Below are 16274 nucleotides of genomic sequence, written 5' to 3'. Positions count from 1 at the left end.
ACAGTCCGCCACGACGCGGGACGACACGGACGACGTCACTCAGATCGTGGGGCCCGCCCCCTGCTGCCCCTGCTGTGCCTGCTGCTGCCGCTTCCGCGCGCCCGCGGCACCCTTCCTCGGGTGGCCCTTCGCCGTCGCCGCGGCGTGCGTGGCGGCGGGTGTGGTGGCGGGCGCCGAGGCGTCGGCCACGGCGTAACCCGCCCCGAACCCGCCGCCGAGCAGCACGAGCGCGGCGAGCGTCCCCACCGCCCCGGCCCGCACCCGCGGCGAGCGCCACCAGGACCGCCGCGGCGGCCCGACCGGCTCCGCGGACGACGCCGACGACGGCCCCGCGGACGGCTCGTCCGACGGGGTCGGCGGGGCCTCCGACCGCGCCCACCCCGGCTCGGTCGGCGGGTCCGCGGGCGAGGTCGACCACTCCCCGCTCCCCGAGGACGAGGTGGGGGTCGGGGTCTCCTCGGGGTCGTACGGCTCGGTCACGGTCTCCTCCGGGTCGTGGGCCGGCACGTCGGACGTCGACGTGCCGCACCCGGAGACTCGCGCCGGACCCGCGACCGGCACCACCCGCCGTCGGGAACCTTCAGCAGGCGCACAGGCTGCCCGTGAGTACTCCTCCGTGTCAGGACACGGAGAAGTACTCACGGGGCCGGAGGCCCACCTCCTAGTGCGCGAAGTGCCGCGTCCCCGTCAGGTACATCGCGACGCCGGCCTTCTCCGCCGCCTCGATCGTCTGCGCGTCGCGCACCGACCCGCCCGGCTGCACCACCGCGGCGACGCCGGCCTCGGCGAGCACCTCGAAGCCGTCCGGGAACGGGAAGAACGCGTCCGAGGCCGCGACGGACCCGCGCACCCGGTCCCCGGCCCGCGCGACGGCGAGCCGCGCCGAGTCGACCCGGTTGACCTGACCCATCCCGACCCCGACGGTCGCGCCGTCGTGGGCCAGCAGGATCGCGTTCGACTTCACCGCGCGGCAGGCCCGCCACGCGAACGTGAGGTCCGCGAGCACGGCGTCCGACACCGCGGTGCCGGTCGCGAGGGTCCACGACGACGGGTCGTCCCCCGGCGCGTCGACCGCGTCGCGCTGCTGCACGAGCACGCCGCCGGAGATCGGCCGCTGCTCGACGGTCGCCGGGGACCACTCCGCCGTCAGGACCCGGATGTTCTTCTTGCGGGCGAGGACGTCGACCGCGCCCTCGGCGTAGGACGGCGCCACGACGACCTCGGTGAAGATCTCCGCGATCTGCTCCGCCGCCGCGACCGTGACCTCGGCGTTCACCGCGATCACGCCGCCGAACGCCGACGTCGGGTCGCACGCGTGGGCGCGTGCGTGCACGCCCGCGACGTCGGTCCCCACGGCGATCCCGCACGGGTTGGCGTGCTTGATGATGGCCACGCAGACCTGGTCGTCGCCGTGGTCGTGCGCGGCCCGCCACGCCGCGTCGGCGTCGACGTAGTTGTTGTAGGACATCTCCTTGCCGTGCAGCTGCGTCGCGCCGGCGAGGCCCGAGGCGTCGCCCGGCTCGCCGTAGAGCGCGGCGGCCTGGTGCGGGTTCTCGCCGTAGCGCAGCGTCTGGCGCAGCCGCCCGGTCGAGCCGATCCAGTCCCCGAAGCCGTCGGAGGGCGCCAGGACCGACCCCATCCACGTGGCGACCGCGACGTCGTAGGACGCGGTGTGCCGGAACGCCTCGGCCGCGAGCGCGCGCCGATCGGTGAGCGTGACGCCGCCGTTCTTGGCCTGCTCGAGCACCCAGGAGTAGCGCGACGGGTCGGTGACCACCGTCATCGTCTCGTGGTTCTTCGCGGCCGCCCGGATCATCGCGGGACCGCCGATGTCGATCTGCTCGACGCAGTCGTCGGGCGAGGCGCCGGACGCCACGGTCCGGGTGAACGGGTAGAGGTTGACCACCAGCAGGTCGAACGGCGCGATGCCGAGCTCGGAGAGCTGGCGGACGTGATCGGGCAGCCGCGAGTCGGCCAGCAGGCCCGCGTGCACGCGCGGGTGCAGCGTCTTCACCCGCCCGTCGAGGCACTCCGGGAAGCCGGTGAGCTCCTCGACCCGCGTGACCGGCACCCCGGCGTCGGCGATGCGCGAGGCGGTGGAGCCGGTGGAGACGACCTCGACGCCGGCGGCGTGCAGGCCGGTGGCGAGGTCGAGCAGTCCGGCCTTGTCGAACACGCTGACCAGCGCGCGCCGGATCTGACGACGGCCTTCGGTGTCGCTCACGGGATCCTCACTGTCCGTCCGGTGGTGGTGGCGCCGTGGCGCACCAGCACCGCGACGGTCTCGACGAGCATGCGGCGCTCCACGACCTTGATCCGCTCGTGCAGCGTCTCCTCGGTGTCGTCCGGGTCGACGACGACGGCCTCCTGGGCCAGTACCGGGCCGGTGTCCACGCCGTCGTCGACGAGGTGGACCGTGGCACCGGTCACCTTCACCCCGTACGCGAGCGCGTCGCGGACGCCGTGCGCGCCGGGGAAGGCGGGCAGCAGCGCGGGGTGGGTGTTGATCGTGCGTCCGCCGAAGCGGGCGAGGAAGGCCGGGCCGAGGACCTTCATGAACCCGGCCGAGACCACGAGGTCCGGGGCGAACCCGGCCACGGTGTCGGCCAGGGCGGCGTCCCAGGCGGCGCGGTCGGGATGGTCCGAGACCTTCACGACGACGGCCTCGCTCCCCGCGGCCCGCGCCCGGTCCAGGGCGGCGATGCCGGTGCGGTCGCAGACCACCGCGACGACCTCGATGCCGCAGGCCGCGGACTCGTCGAGCAGCGCCTGCAACAGGCTGCCGGAGCCGGACGCGAGCACCACGACGCGGGCGGGCCCGGGACGCTCGGGGCGGTGGTGCGTGCTCAGCGGGGACTCCCTGCCGCCGTGCACAGACCTGGGCTCCGGCGTCTCGACGATCCTCGCGACCAGCCTAGCCCTGCTCGGGTTCCTCCGGCGTGTCGGGCTCGACACGCTCCTCGTCGGCCGCGTCCTCGTCCTCGTCCCCGACGACGGGTGCGGGCGCGGCCGACGACGTCGCCCGGGCCGGGACCGGCGCGGCGAGGACCGCGATCACGGCGCCGGGCAGCCCGACCCACGCGACCCCGGCGAGCAGGACCCACGCCGCGGGCACGACGACGGGGTCGAACGGGCCGGTCCCCAGCCGGCCCCCCGCGAGCAGGGCCGCGACCGCGAGCAGCAGCCCGGCGGTCCCGGCGGCGACGCCGACCGAGCGCAGCCGGGTCGCGGTGTCCGGGTCCGAGGGCGCGAGGGTCCAGCCGACGAGGCTCCCGACGGCGAGCGGCAGCGCGAACACCAGGCCCGTCCAGCTCGCGGGGGCGTCGGCCGGGAGCAGCGCGGCCAGCGGGAACGGCGGCACGAGGCCCACGGTCGCCCCCGTCGGGGCCGCGCTCACCGTGCCGACCGCGTACCCGGGGCCGAGCACCCAGGAGACGGCCGCGACGACGGCGTTGGGCAGGTAGGCGACGTCGAGCAGCCACAGCCCGGCGCCGCTGCCCGCCTCGGGGGCGACCGCGGTGAACACGGCCGCGACCGCCTCGGCGTGGGCGAGCAGGACGATCAGCAGCAGGGCCGCCCCGGTGGCGACGAGGGCCACCGTCGCGGCGAGCCCAGTGCGCAGCCCACGCCGCAGCCAGCCCGGCAGGGCCGCGACCCGTGCGGCGAGTCCGCAGGGGCCGACCACCCCCGCCCCGGCCGCGACCGCCGCGAGCAGCCCGGCGACGACACCCGCCGTCGCGGGCGACGCGTCGGCCGGGACGGCGGCGGAGTCCGGGGTGAGCAGGGCGGCGGCGAGGACCCCGCCCGCGGCGTGCACGGCGGCGGTGGCCGCGACGACCGGGACCGCGCAGGACGTCCAGCGGTGCGCCTCGGTGGTCGGGGTGAGCAGCCGGGTCACGCCCCGGCGGGCCACCAGGGCGATCAGGGTCCCGACGCCGATCGCCGCCCCGAGCGGCAGCACCCCCAGGGGCGCGCCGGAGACCGTCAGGGGGACGAGGTGCACCGCCAGCCACAGCGCGACGCCCGTGCCGAGCGCCTGCCCGAGGCCCGGGTCGCCGCCGGGGGTCGTGCCCGACGCGGCGGCCGTGATCAGCGCCGCGAGGACGACGACGGCGAGGTAGCCGGCCACCACCGGGACGAGCGCGACCTCCGCCAGCACCGCGAGGCGCGGCCGCGTCCCGTCGGGGACCGGGGTCGCGCCGGTCGGCGTCGCGTCCGCCGCCTCGTCCTTCGCCGGAGCACTCACGCGCAGCGACGATTCCAGGGCCGGGCGACGACGTGGGGGTGCCACGCCGTCCGCGCCCCGGCACGTTCCTGACACCTGACGTCAGGATGGCGCCACTCGGGCCGGTGGGAACGCCCGCGTCAGCGGGACTCGTGCGCCCCGGGACGGTCGGCACCCTGCTGCCCCGCAGCGTCGCCGCGTTCCGGCACGCCCCACCCGGTCGGCCGGGGGAAACCCGACGGCGGGGTGTCCTCGGACTCGGCGCCGTGCTGCGGGGTGTGCGCCGACGGCGGGGTCGGGGCCGTGCCCTCCATCATCGCGGTCGCCGGCACGTCGCCGCCGCCGGCCGGCGCGCCGGGGGTCGACGACGGGCGCGACGCGGCGGGCTCGCTCCCCGGCGTGCGACCGGCCGGTTCCGACGACGCACCGGCGCGACCGTCGGTGACGGCGGAGGCCGCAGCCGGACCGGCGTCGACCGACGAGGCACCCGACGTGGCACCCGCAGGCGAGGCACCGGAGGGCGAGGCAGGCGAGGCACCGGAGGGCGAGCTACCGGACGACTCGGACGCCGTCCGGGTCGGCGCCGACTCGGCGGACGTCGGGTCCGACGACGGCCCCGGCGTGCGCGGCACGACCTGCGTCCGGGCGGCCGCGTCCTCGATCGAGGGCTGGCCGTGGCCGCCCGTGGACGGCCCGGTGTACGCCGCGGCCTGCGTGACGGCCGCGGACTGCTGACCCTGCTGACCCTGCTGTCCCACGCCCTGCATGCCCGGCAGCCCGGGCCGCTGCTGCGGCCCCGCCGGGGAGGGGACCCGCTGGGTGGCCTGCTCGGGCGGCACCCCGAACGGTCCCGACGGCTGGCCCGCGAACGGCGACCGGCCCTGCGGCTCGGACCCGCCGGTCGGGGCGGCCGCCGCCGGGGAACGCGTGGCGCCGCCGAGCAGACCGGTGGCGGACAGCGCCGCGAACACCGCGGCCGCGGCGGTGAGGACGGCGAGCACCACGACGACCACGTCGAACCCGTCGGTGACCGACAGCGTCTGCAGGCTCACGAGCGCCGCGGTCACCGCGACGACGGCACCCGGCACCACCGTGCGGGGGGCGCCGGGGAGCACCGCGGCACCCACGGTCAGTCCGCCCCCGACGACGAGCGCGGGCAGGAGGCCCGCCGGGTCGAAGCTCGTGAAGAACGTGGCGATGAAGGCGAGCAGGCCCAGTCCGGCGGCGCCGAGGGCCGCGAGCCGTGCGGTCCCCGTCGGCACGCCGCCGGGGACGGAGGACGACGACGGCGCGGCGGAGGACGATGGGGCCGCGGGTGGCGCGGCCGGTGGCGGCGTGGGCGCCGCCGGCACCGTCACCGCCGAGTACGGCTGGGAGGCCGGGACGCCGCGCCCGGGGGTCGGCGCCGCGGGCCGACCCCACGGGCCCTGCCCGGCGCCGGGAGCACCGGGGCCACCGGGGCCCGGACCGGGGCCACCAGGCCCGCCGGGAACCGGCCCCGAGCCGGGCGCACCGGCACCGGCCCACGAGGAGCCGCCGTAGGGCGAGACCCCGCCGAAGGGCTGGCTGGGGGTGCCGACGGCGGGTTGGGGTTGCGACGACTGCGCCTGCCGCGACTGGCCCGGAGCCGGAGCCGCGTACGGCTGCCCGCTCCAGCCGGGCTGTCCCCCCGAGTTGCCGGATCCTGCACCCGGTCCTGCGCTCATGGACGAGCCCTCCTGCGGTGACGACGCCGTCGAGCCGACCGCGGAGATCGTCCCCGCGGTCGGCCCAGCCTGCCTCAGACCGAGGCTAGGAGACCAGCGAACGCGCGAGGTCGGCGGTCTCGGTCGGCGTCTTGCCGACCTTCACGCCGGCCGCCTCGAGGGCCTCCTTCTTCGCCTGCGCGGTGCCGGCGGAGCCGGACACGATCGCACCGGCGTGGCCCATGGTCTTGCCTTCGGGCGCGGTGAAGCCCGCGACGTAGCCGACGACCGGCTTCGTCACGTTCGCCTTGATGTAGTCGGCGGCCCGCTCCTCGGCGTCGCCGCCGATCTCGCCGATCATGACGATGGCCTCGGTCTCGGGGTCGTTCTGGAACGCCTCGAGCGCGTCGATGTGCGTGGTGCCGATGATCGGGTCGCCACCGATGCCGATGCCGGTGGAGAAGCCGATGTCGCGCAGCTCGTACATCATCTGGTAGGTCAGCGTGCCCGACTTCGACACGAGACCCATCTTGCCCGGGCCCGAGATGTTCGCCGGGATGATGCCGGCGAGCGACTTCCCGGGCGAGATGATCCCGGGGCAGTTCGGCCCGATGATCCGGGTGCGGTTGCCGTTGGCGCAGGCGTGCGCCCAGAACCACGCCGAGTCGTGCACCGGGATGCCCTCGGTGATGACGACGGCCAGCCCGATGCCCGCGTCGACGGCCTCGACGACCGCGTCCTTCGCGAACTTCGGCGGCACGAAGATGACCGAGACGTCCGCACCGGTCTCCTTCATGGCCTCCTCGACGCCGCCGTAGACGTTCACCGAGGTGCCGTCGACGTCGACCTGGGTGCCGGCCTTGCGGGCGTTGACGCCACCGACGAGCTGCGTGCCCGCGGCGAGCATCTTGCGGCCGTGTTTCATGCCCTCGGAGCCGGTGAGCCCCTGGACGATGACCTTGCTGTTCTCGTTCAGGAAGATCGACATCTCACGCACCAGCCTTCGCGGCAAGCTCGGCGGCCTTCGCGGCCGCGTCGTCCATCGTGCCCACCACGGTGACGAGCGGGTGGTTCGCCTCGGCGAGGATCCGCCGGCCCTCCTCGACGTTGTTGCCGTCGAGGCGCACGACCAGCGGCTTCGTGGCGTCGTCGCCCAGGATCTTCAGCGCCTCGACGATGCCGTTGGCCACCGCGTCGCACGCGGTGATGCCGCCGAAGACGTTGACGAAGACGCTGCGGACGTCGTCGTCACCGAGGATGACGTCGAGCCCGGCCGCCATGACCTCGGCCGACGCACCGCCGCCGATGTCGAGGAAGTTCGCGGGCTTCATGCCGCCGTGCGCCTCGCCGGCGTAGGCGACGACGTCGAGGGTCGACATGACCAGACCCGCGCCGTTGCCGATGATGCCGACCTGGCCGTCGTCGAGCTTGACGTAGTTGAGGCCCTTGGCCTTGGCCTTCGCCTCGAGCGGGTTCTCGGTCCTCTCGTCGACGAGCGCGGCGTGCGCCTCGTGGCGGAAGTCCGCGTTCTCGTCGAGGGTGACCTTGCCGTCGAGGGCGATGACCCGGTCCTGCGGGTCGCGCACCAGCGGGTTCACCTCGACCAGCGTGGCGTCCTCGCCGACGAAGGTGTCCCACAGCTTGACGATGACGTCGGCGGCCTCGTCGGCCACCGCGTCGGGGAGGTTGCCCTGCGAGACGATCTCCTGCGCCTTGGCCTTGTCGACGCCGGTGATCGCGTCGATCGGCACCCGGGCGAGGGCCTCGGGGCGCTCGACGGCGAGCTCCTCGATCTCCATGCCGCCCTCGGCGGAGCACATCGCGAGGAAGGTGCGGTTGGAACGGTCGAGCAGGAAGGAGAAGTAGTACTCCTCCGCGATGTCGCTCGCCTCGGTCACCAGCACGCGGTGGACGACGTGGCCCTTGATGTCCAGCCCGAGGATGGCCTCGGCCTTCTCCCTGGCCTCCGCCGGGTCCTTGGCCAGCTTGACGCCACCCGCCTTGCCGCGGCCGCCGGTCTTCACCTGGGCCTTGACGACGACGGCGCCGCCGATCTCACCCGCGGCGGCCTCGGCGTCCGACGCCGTGTCGACGGTGCGGCCCGGCAGCACCGGGACCCCGTGGGCGGCGAAGAGGTCCTTCGCCTGATACTCGTACAGGTCCACTCGTGAACTCCTCCATCACTGACCGGCAGCATCCGTCGGTGGACTCCGGCGGTGGCCCCCGCGGGTCGCACGGACGGCGGTGATCTGCTCGACGGCGACTTCAGGGGCGGCGAGGGCGACCCTAGCGGCGTGTCGCCGCGTGGGACCGGGCACCGGGGGCGACCCCCGCCACACTGGGCCCACGCCGCCCGCGTCAGGGCCCGTCGTCCTCGGTGTCGCGATCGCGGATCTGCATCACCGACACCACGGCCGCGCCGAGGCTGACCACCAGGCAGACGATCGCCGCCCAGGTCCCGATCCCGACGCTCTCACCCGGCCGGGGCGGAGTCAGCACCAGCGCCGAGAGCCGGACGACGAGCAGCGCCCCGGCCGCCGCGAGCAGGGCCAGCGCCCGCGCGGGACGGGCCCGCGGGGCGAGCAGCACCGCGATCGCGACGCCGACCACACCCGCGAGGGAGCCCCAAGCCGCGGCACCCGGGTTCTGCCAGGTGCCGCCCGCGGCGTTCGCGGCGAGCGCGTCGCGGGCGAGCGGGCCGCCGAACCCCGGGACGGCGAGCACGGCCGCGAGCGCGCACATCGGCAGCATCGTCGGGTCGGGCTCGACGGTGTCGGTCCCGTCGGCCGGGCGCGCGCCCAGCGGGACCCGGGCCCCCGCCACGTCGCGCCGCTCGGCGAACCCGGCGCCGACGGCGAGCACGGCGGTCAGCACCGCGAGGACGAGGGCGGCCACGACGGCCCAGCCCCCCGCGCCGACCCCCACCCCCGTCGTCGGCACCGGGATCGACGCCCCGGAGGGGTCGACGACGGGCGTCCCGGCGCTGTCGACGGCGCCGAGGACGACGTCCAGGGCCGGTCCGGCGGCGAAGGGCACGGTCAGCCAGGCGACCGAGAGCGTCGGACGCGCCCGGACGACGAGGCGCGGGGTCCCGACGACGACGAGCGCGGCCGGCAGGGCGAGCACCGCGGCGGCGGGGAGGAGCAGCAGGCCCGTGCCGGTGGTGACGGGTTCGCTGCCCGCGAGGGTCGTGGTGGGCAGCAGCGCGCCGAAGAGCGCCGCCCCGGCGGTGAGCAGCGCCGCGACCCCGGCCGCGCGGGACCGCAGCACCGCGGTGCGGGCCGGCACCCCGATGAGCAGCAGGGCGCCGGCCACCGCGAGGACGGCGCCGGGTGAGAGGTCGAGGCCGGCGCGGGAGATCGACGCCGCGACGACGGGGGCCACCGCGGCGACCACCCCCGCCCCGAGCGCGGTGTGGACCGCCCGCCGGACCCGCATCCCGGTCTCCGGGTCGGCGGCGGGGTCGGTGGGACGCAGGCCGGGCAGCACGGCGGCCGCGACCACCGCGACCGCGAGCAGCGCCACCCCGATCCCCGCGGGTGGGGCGGTGTCGAGGACCGCGTGCGGCGCGAACCCGCTGAGCGACCCGTCGACACTGAACGGGGCGGCCGCGATCCCCGCCGCGGCCAGCACCGCGCCCGCCACCGGGCGGACCAGGGCGCCGGGCGGGTGGCCGCCGAGGACGGCCGCGCCGCCCTCGCGGCCCAACGCGACCAGGCCCCGGCCGGCGACGACCGCGGCGACCAGGAGGACGACGTCGGCCACGACCAGCAGGGTGGCGAGCGGCGCGGGCAGGACGGAGATGCCGGAGGGCAGCAGGTCGGGCCGGGCGGCCGCGACGGGGTCGACGAGCAGGGTGAGGTCGACGAGCAGGCCGCCCAGGCCGAGGACGCCGAGTGCCGCCGGGGCCGCGAGCGAGGCCGCACCGGGGGTGCGCCCGGCCCGCCGGGTCGCGAGGCCCGGCGCGAGCGCCGCGACGACGGCCACGACGGGGGCCAGGATCCCGGCCGCCCGGGTCGGCGCGCCGATGGCGCCCGGCGCGAGCACGGCGACGAGGACGCGCAGGACGGCGGCCACGGTCACGCAGGACGCAGCCGTCCACCACGCCCCGTCGACCCGTCGGGTGGCCGCCTGCGCGGCGGGCCCGGGCGGGCTCGGCCGCGGCTCGGCTCGTGACGCCGTCATCGAGCGCAGACTATGCTGGTACCCGATCGGGACCCGCGCACACCCGCCGGTGCGACGAGATCGACTCTGGATCGATCTGTTGTGGCGTTCGGGGCGACACGCCGGTGAACGTCGCCTAACGTCCCTCTCATGGACGTGACCGCGGTTACGTCGCCAGCGCCGGCGACGGGCCCCACCGGCTCCCTGGCCGCGATGGCGCACCAGGCGTGGGGCGCGCTGTCCTACGCCGCGCGCACCGTCGGCGTCCCCGCCGGCGTCCGGGGCCTCGCGGTCGAGCTCGCCTACACGGCGGTGCACCTATCGGTCTACCCGTGGGGCCTGCTCGACGAGGCCCTGCGCCCGGGCGGGGTGCACGCCCACCACCGCACCGACACGCTCACCCCCACCGAGCGGTCGCTGCTGGTGTCCGACCTCGACGGGTCGAGCACGCCGGTGATCCTCGTGCACGGCATCGTCGACAACCGCTCGATCTTCCACTACCTCGCGCGCACCCTGCGCCGCCGCGGCCACGGCACCGTCCAGGCCGTCAACTACAGCCCGCTCGTCGCCCTCACCGGCGACATCCGCACCGCGGCCCGCGACCTCGGCGACCACGTCGAGCGGCTGTGTGCGGTCTCCGGCGCCGACCGCGTGCACATCGTCGGGCACTCGCTCGGCGGCCTGATCTCGCGCTACTACGTGCAGCGGCTCGGCGGCGACGCCCGCGTGGACACCCTCGTGACCCTCGGCAGCCCGCACCGCGGGTCGGCCATCGCGCACCTGCTGCCGCCCACGCTCGTCCCGCGCCAGCTCCAGCCGGGCTCGGAGCTGCTGCGCGAGCTCGAGGAGCCGGCCCCCGGGTGCGCCACCCGCTTCCTCGCGGTGTGGAGCCGCATGGACCAGCTGATCATCCCGCAGCGCAACGCGCGGCTCGAGCACCCGGACCTGCAGGTGGAGAACGTCCGGCTCGACCACGTCGGGCACATGGCGATGACGATCGACCCCCAGGTCGTCCACCTCGTGGCCTGCCGGCTCGGCCGCACGCGCTCGCCCCGCGAGCGGGTCGCGTCGGTCGCCGCCGTCGCGGGCTGACAACCCGGCCGACCGCGTCACCCGTCCGCGTGAGGACCGCTCGGCGCGCACGACCGCGCACACGGCGTGCCAGCTGGGTGTTTCACGGGTAGCCGTTTGCCCGCGCTTGGGGTTCCGTGACACCGTCCGGTCGTCCAGCATCACGGTGCGGTCACGAACGGCTCACGGATCGACCCCGACGATCCGTCCGGCGCCCCCACGCCACCGCCGTCCGCGTCCGGCCCCGACCTGCGGAAAGGTTGGTTGTGGCGCGTCACAGCTCCCCCCGCGGCCAGGCCGACTCCCCGTCGCTCCGCTCCCCCTTCGCTCCCCTGACCGGCGGACTCGCCGGGTTCGGCGTGCCCGCACTCGCGGGCGCGGGAGGCCCCGGCCTCCTCGGCGCCGGTCCCCGGTTCGTCCCCGCCCGCCCGGCACCCCGCCCGGTCGACGTCGGCCGCTCCGCGGCCTTCGTCGGCGGCTCGGCCGACGGTCGGGCTCCGCTGCGCTCCGTCTCCGGTGGACGCGCCCCGGCCCTGCCCGCCCGGGCGCCCGGCGGCCTCCGTCCGTCCCCGGCCGGGGCTCCCGGTCCCTCCCACGGCCACCGGCGCGCGACCACCCCGCTGACGGGGCGCCTCGCCGTCGCCGCGGTCGCGGCCGGCGCGCTGGCCACGGCCGGCCACAGCGTCGTCTCGCACGGCCTGGACGCGCCGACCGGGGAGACGCAGGCCGACCTCGCCCTCTCCGCCGGGAGCTCGACCGCCGCCGTCCCCGGCGCGGCCGCCGCCTCCCCGGCCGCCGCGTCGAGCGCGCTGGACGCCGCCACCACCGGCGTCATGGCGGTCGCCCCGGCACCCACCGCGCCGAGCCAGGTGTCGTCGCTGTCGAAGGCCCGCCAGGCCGCGGACGCGGCGACGGCCCGGGAGGCGGCGGCCCGCGCCCCGCAGTTCGTCAAGCCCGCCGAGGGCCGCTTCACCTCCGGCTTCGGCGCCCGCTGGGGCACCTCGCACCGCGGCATCGACATCGCGAACGCCATCGGCACGCCGATCGTGTCGGTCGCGAACGGCACCGTGGTCGAGTCCGGACCGGCCAGCGGCTTCGGCATGTGGGTCCGGGTGCAGCTCGAGGACGGCACCATCAACGTCTACGGCCACGTCAACCGCTCGTTCGTGACCGAGGGGCAGCAGGTGAAGGCCGGCGAGGAGATCGCCGAGATCGGCAACCGCGGCCAGTCCACCGGCCCGCACCTGCACTTCGAGGTGTGGACCCCGGACGGCGCGAAGATCAACCCGCTGCCCTGGCTCGCGGAGCGCGGGATCTCCCTCGGCGCGGCGGCCGACTAGACCCACCCCGTTCGCTACGAACGGGCCGTTCGTCACGATCTACCGTGACCAACGGCCCGCTCGTCCGCGTCCGGCTCAGGCGCTGCGGACCAGTTCCCGCGCCCGGGCGGCCCGGGGCGGCATCGGGGGGTCGGGCAGCAGGGTCGTCGCGCCGCGGGTGAGGCGCAGCGCGACCGTGGTGGCCGCGTCCGTGGTGGGCAGGCCGGGCAGCCCGTACATCCGGCGGGCCCACCGGGGCAACGTGCCGAGCGCCAGCCCGGCGATCGTCGACAGCGCGACGGCGATTCCGGCCGGCGCGTCCGGCTGCGGGCGCAGCAGCCCGCCGACGCCGAGCCGCGCCTCGTCGGTCATCCGCAGTCCGGGCCGCATCCGCCGGAAGTAGGCCGCCGTCTCCGCGCGCGTGGCCGGCACGATCGCCGGGTCGAGCCCGACCACCTCGGCCGCGCGCACGTTCTCGGCCACGTAGGTGTCGGCGTCCGCGTCGTCGAGCACCCCCGCCCGCCGGGCCACGTCGACGTAGGAGTCGATCTCGCAGACGTGCACCCAGAGCAGGTGCTCGGGATCGTCGAGCCGGAACGGGGTCCCGTCGGGGTCGTGCCCGCGGAGGGTGGTGTGCAGCCGGCGCACCCGCCCCGCGACGGCCTCGATCTCGGCGGTGCTGCCGAAGGTGCGGGTGCCCACGAACTCGACCGTGCGCTGGAACCGCGGCCAGGCCTTCTTCGGGTCGAACAGCGCCGAGTTCTGGTAGGTCCCGCGCATCACGCGGGGGTGCAGCGACTGCAGCAGCAGCGCCCGCATACCGGCGATCCACAGCACCGGTTCGACGTGCACCCGCCAGGTCACCGACCCGGGCCCGAAGAGTCCCTCGTCGTCGTGGTGGTCCACTGCGCTCCCGGGGGATCGTCGAACGGCGGCGCGAAATCGGACCGCGTCCCTCCAGACCTACCCGCCGGTCGGGCGACCGGCAACCGCACGCGCGGCACGGCAGCCACGTGCGCGAGCGCCGCTCCTACAGCTTCTGCATCGGCACGCCGCCTATGAGCATCAGGCGCACGGTGCCCGACGAGCCGAAGTCGATCGTCGCGGTCTGCTTGCTGCCCACCCCGTCGACCACGGTGACCAGGCCGAGCCCGTACTTGTCGTGGCTGACCCGGTCGCCCACCTCGAGCGAGAGCGCCGGAGCGCTCGAGGCCGACCGCATCGGCGACGGGCGCGACCGGGAGCCGGTGAGGTCACGCCCCCACGTGCGCCCGGACCCGAACCCGGTCGACGCGGACGGCGCGGACCGCTCGGGCGCGGAGCGCCGCCAGTCGACGACCTCGGCGGGCACCTCGTCGAGGAACCGCGACGGCGGGTTGGCCTGGGGCTGCCCGAACGCGGAGCGCATGAGCGCGCGGGAGAGGTAGAGCCGCTGCTGGGCGCGGGTGATGCCGACGTAGGCGAGGCGGCGCTCCTCGGAGAGCTCCGCGGGGTCGGCCAGGGCGCGCTGGTGGGGGAAGACGCCGTCCTCCCATCCCGTGCAGAACACGACGGGGAACTCCAGGCCCTTCGCGGTGTGGAGCGTCATCAGCGTGACCACGCCGTCCCCGCCGTCGGGGATCGAGTCGGCGTCCGCCACGAGGGAGACCCGCTCGAGGAAGGCCTCCAGCGAGCCGGGGTCGGTGGCGTCGTCGGCGGCCACCACCACCCCGGCCGGGACCTCCGCCGCCCCGTCGGCCTGGGCGGCCTCGGCCACCGCGGCGTTGGCCCGCGCGTCACCCACGAACTCGCGGGCGACGCTGACGAGCTCGGTGAGGTTCTCCAGCCGCGACTGCTCCTGCGGGTCCTCGGAGTTCTCCAGCTCGGCGCGGTAGCGCGACATGTCGAGGACCGCGTCGAGGGTGTCGGCGACCTCCTGACCCCCGGCCACCCCGGCGGCCAGCGCGTCCATCATCTCGACGAAGTCGGCGATGTTGCGCTGCGACCGCGTGGCCAGCCCGTGCACCTCACCGGCCGCCGCCCGCCGCAGCGCGGCCGCGAAGGTGACGTGCTCGCGCTCGGCGTGGTCGGCCACGACGGCCTCCGCGCGGTCGCCGATCCCGCGCTTCGGGACGTTGAGGATCCGGCGCAGCGAGACGGTGTCCTCCGGGTTGGAGAGCACCTTGAGGTAGGCGAGCGCGTCACGGACCTCGCGGCGCTCGTAGAACCGCACGCCGCCGACGATCTTGTACGGCATGCCGAGGCGGACGAACACGTCCTCGAACACGCGGGACTGCGCGTTGGTCCGGTAGAAGACCGCGACCTCGCCGAAGCGCACCTCGCCGCCGTCGACGAGCCGGTCGATCTCCGCCGCGACGAAGGCGGCCTCGTCGTGCTCGTTGTCCGCGACGTAGCCGACGATCTTCTCGCCGTCGCCCTGGTCGGTCCACAGCCGCTTGTCCCGGCGGTCGGGGTTGCGGGCGATGACCCCGTTGGCCGCCGTGAGGATCATCTGCGTGGAGCGGTAGTTCTGCTCCAGCAGGATGGTGCGCGCCTCGGGGTAGTCCCGCTCGAACTCGATGATGTTGCGGATCGTGGCGCCGCGGAAGGCGTAGATCGACTGGTCGGCGTCGCCCACCACGCACAGCTCCGCGGGCGGCACCGAGCCGTCGGGGGACCCACTCGCCAGGGCCCGCACCAGCGCGTACTGCGCGTGGTTGGTGTCCTGGTACTCGTCGACGAGCACGTGCCGGAACCGCCGGCGGTAGTGCTCCGCGACGTCGGGGAACCGCTGCAGCAGGTCGACCGTGCGCGCGATCAGGTCGTCGAAGTCCAGCGAGTTCGACTCCTGGAGCCGCTGCTGGTAGGCCGCGAACACCTCGGCGCAGCGCCGCTCGTAGTCGTTCCCCGCGGCCTCGGCCGCCGTCACCGGGTCGGTCAGCTCGTTCTTCCACGCGCTGATCTGCCCGAGCAGGCCCCGCGGCGGGAAGCGCTTCGGGTCGAGGTCGAGCTGTTTGGTGATCGTGGCGACGAGCCGCCGCGAATCGTCCGCGTCGTAGATCGAGAAGGTGCTCGACAGGTCGAGGTGCTTGTACTCGCGGCGCAGGATGCGCACGCACATCGAGTGGAAGGTCGACACCCACATCGCGTTGGCCCGGCGCCCGACGAGGGCCGCGACCCGCTCGCGCATCTCGGCGGCGGCCTTGTTGGTGAACGTGATCGCGAGGATCTGGCCGGGGTGCGCGCCGTGGGCGAGCTGGTAGGCGATCCGGTGGGTGAGCACGCGCGTCTTGCCGGAGCCCGCGCCGGCGACGATGAGCAGCGGCGACCCGCTGTGCGTCACGGCCTCGCGCTGCTGCGGGTTCATCCCCTCGAGCAGCTGCTGCCCGCGGTCGTCCCGCCGCTCCGCCCGGTCCGACGACGGCCGTCCCGACGGCGGGTGGCCCGGCTGGTCGTCGGCCCCGCGCCCCTCACCGGTCCGGCGCAGCGCCGTGGTGCCCGCGGCCCCGGCCAGCCGTGCGGCGAGACCGGCCGCGGCGCTCGGACGGGACGTCCGGGACGACCCGGTGTCAGTGCTACTCATCGCCTCGCCACGCTACCCGGCACCCCCGACGGCCCGGGGCCTCCTCGGACGACCCGTGCTGCTGACACGCGCGCGGAGCCGGACTAGGCTGATCGACGTGCACGAGGCGCGGCGATTTCGCTACGGGACCCGGACCCCGGTTCCCGTGGACGAGCGCTGATCCGCTGCCACCCCCACCCGCCCCGGAGTCCTCGTGACCCCGGGGCTTTCTCGTGCCGGGGCCGACGGCTCCGACACACCCGTGAGGA

Annotated in this window: 12 protein-coding genes; 2 read left to right on the top strand and 10 right to left on the bottom strand. The window is 75.9% G+C overall.

The genetic code is table 11. The features are described 5' to 3' along the window. Positions 1–39: 39 nt before the first annotated feature. The 8 genes from A3CO_RS35280 to A3CO_RS0104330 all read right to left on the bottom strand — a co-directional run bounded on the left by A3CO_RS35280 (position 40) and on the right by A3CO_RS0104330 (position 10095). Positions 40–480 carry a hypothetical protein gene (locus A3CO_RS35280; protein ID WP_157646965.1) on the bottom strand — a complete coding sequence of 147 codons (441 nt, stop codon included), beginning with the start codon at positions 478–480 and terminating at the stop codon, positions 40–42. Positions 481–661: 181 nt separating this feature from the next. Continuing rightward, positions 662–2224: a bifunctional phosphoribosylaminoimidazolecarboxamide formyltransferase/IMP cyclohydrolase gene (gene purH, locus A3CO_RS0104360; protein ID WP_018331010.1), complete on the bottom strand. Its 1563-nt coding sequence runs from the start codon at positions 2222–2224 to the stop codon at positions 662–664. After that, positions 2221–2874 carry a phosphoribosylglycinamide formyltransferase gene (purN, locus tag A3CO_RS0104355; protein ID WP_018331009.1) on the bottom strand — a complete coding sequence of 218 codons (654 nt, stop codon included), beginning with the start codon at positions 2872–2874 and terminating at the stop codon, positions 2221–2223. Before purN ends, purH begins: the two co-directional genes overlap by 4 nt. Before the next feature lie 40 nt (positions 2875–2914). After that, positions 2915–4246 (bottom strand): cell division protein PerM, encoded by a 1332-nt coding sequence (locus A3CO_RS37390; RefSeq protein WP_051085807.1) that lies wholly within the window; start codon positions 4244–4246, stop codon positions 2915–2917. 119 nt (positions 4247–4365) lie between these two features. Continuing rightward, positions 4366–5931 (bottom strand): DUF5336 domain-containing protein, encoded by a 1566-nt coding sequence (locus tag A3CO_RS0104345; protein ID WP_157646963.1) that lies wholly within the window; start codon positions 5929–5931, stop codon positions 4366–4368. An 85-nt stretch (positions 5932–6016) separates the two neighbouring features. Continuing rightward, on the bottom strand, positions 6017–6898 hold the full coding sequence (gene sucD / locus A3CO_RS0104340) for a succinate--CoA ligase subunit alpha (RefSeq protein WP_026204276.1): 882 nt from the start codon (positions 6896–6898) through the stop codon (positions 6017–6019). 1 nt (position 6899) lies between these two features. Beyond that, entirely contained in the window at positions 6900–8075 is a 1176-nt protein-coding gene (gene sucC, locus A3CO_RS0104335) for an ADP-forming succinate--CoA ligase subunit beta (protein WP_018331007.1), read from the bottom strand. Positions 8076–8268: 193 nt separating this feature from the next. Then, a complete protein-coding gene (locus A3CO_RS0104330; protein ID WP_157646961.1) occupies positions 8269–10095 on the bottom strand; it encodes a hypothetical protein in 1827 nt (608 codons plus the stop codon). Between the two features lie 129 nt (positions 10096–10224). Between A3CO_RS0104330 and A3CO_RS0104325 the strand changes: the two genes are divergently transcribed. Both A3CO_RS0104325 and A3CO_RS39920 read left to right on the top strand, forming a co-directional pair. Continuing rightward, positions 10225–11166 (top strand): esterase/lipase family protein, encoded by a 942-nt coding sequence (locus A3CO_RS0104325; protein ID WP_018331005.1) that lies wholly within the window; start codon positions 10225–10227, stop codon positions 11164–11166. A gap of 245 nt (positions 11167–11411) precedes the next feature. Next, positions 11412–12485 carry a M23 family metallopeptidase gene (locus A3CO_RS39920; protein ID WP_018331004.1) on the top strand — a complete coding sequence of 358 codons (1074 nt, stop codon included), beginning with the start codon at positions 11412–11414 and terminating at the stop codon, positions 12483–12485. 75 nt (positions 12486–12560) lie between these two features. On the opposite strand, the gene A3CO_RS0104315 is transcribed toward A3CO_RS39920, so the two are convergent. Together A3CO_RS0104315 and pcrA are read right to left on the bottom strand one after the other, a co-directional pair. After that, positions 12561–13370, bottom strand: a complete 810-nt coding sequence (locus tag A3CO_RS0104315; protein ID WP_018331003.1) for an oxygenase MpaB family protein — start codon at positions 13368–13370, stop codon at positions 12561–12563. A gap of 124 nt (positions 13371–13494) precedes the next feature. After that, on the bottom strand, positions 13495–16026 hold the full coding sequence (pcrA, locus tag A3CO_RS0104310) for a DNA helicase PcrA (protein WP_018331002.1): 2532 nt from the start codon (positions 16024–16026) through the stop codon (positions 13495–13497). Positions 16027–16274: the final 248 nt, after the last annotated feature.

Source organism: Actinomycetospora chiangmaiensis DSM 45062 (assembly GCF_000379625.1).
In the GTDB taxonomy this organism is placed as follows: Bacteria; Actinomycetota; Actinomycetes; order Mycobacteriales; family Pseudonocardiaceae; genus Actinomycetospora; species Actinomycetospora chiangmaiensis.
Note: the sequence above shows the minus strand (reverse complement) of the source record. Positions and strands in the feature narration are given on the sequence as shown.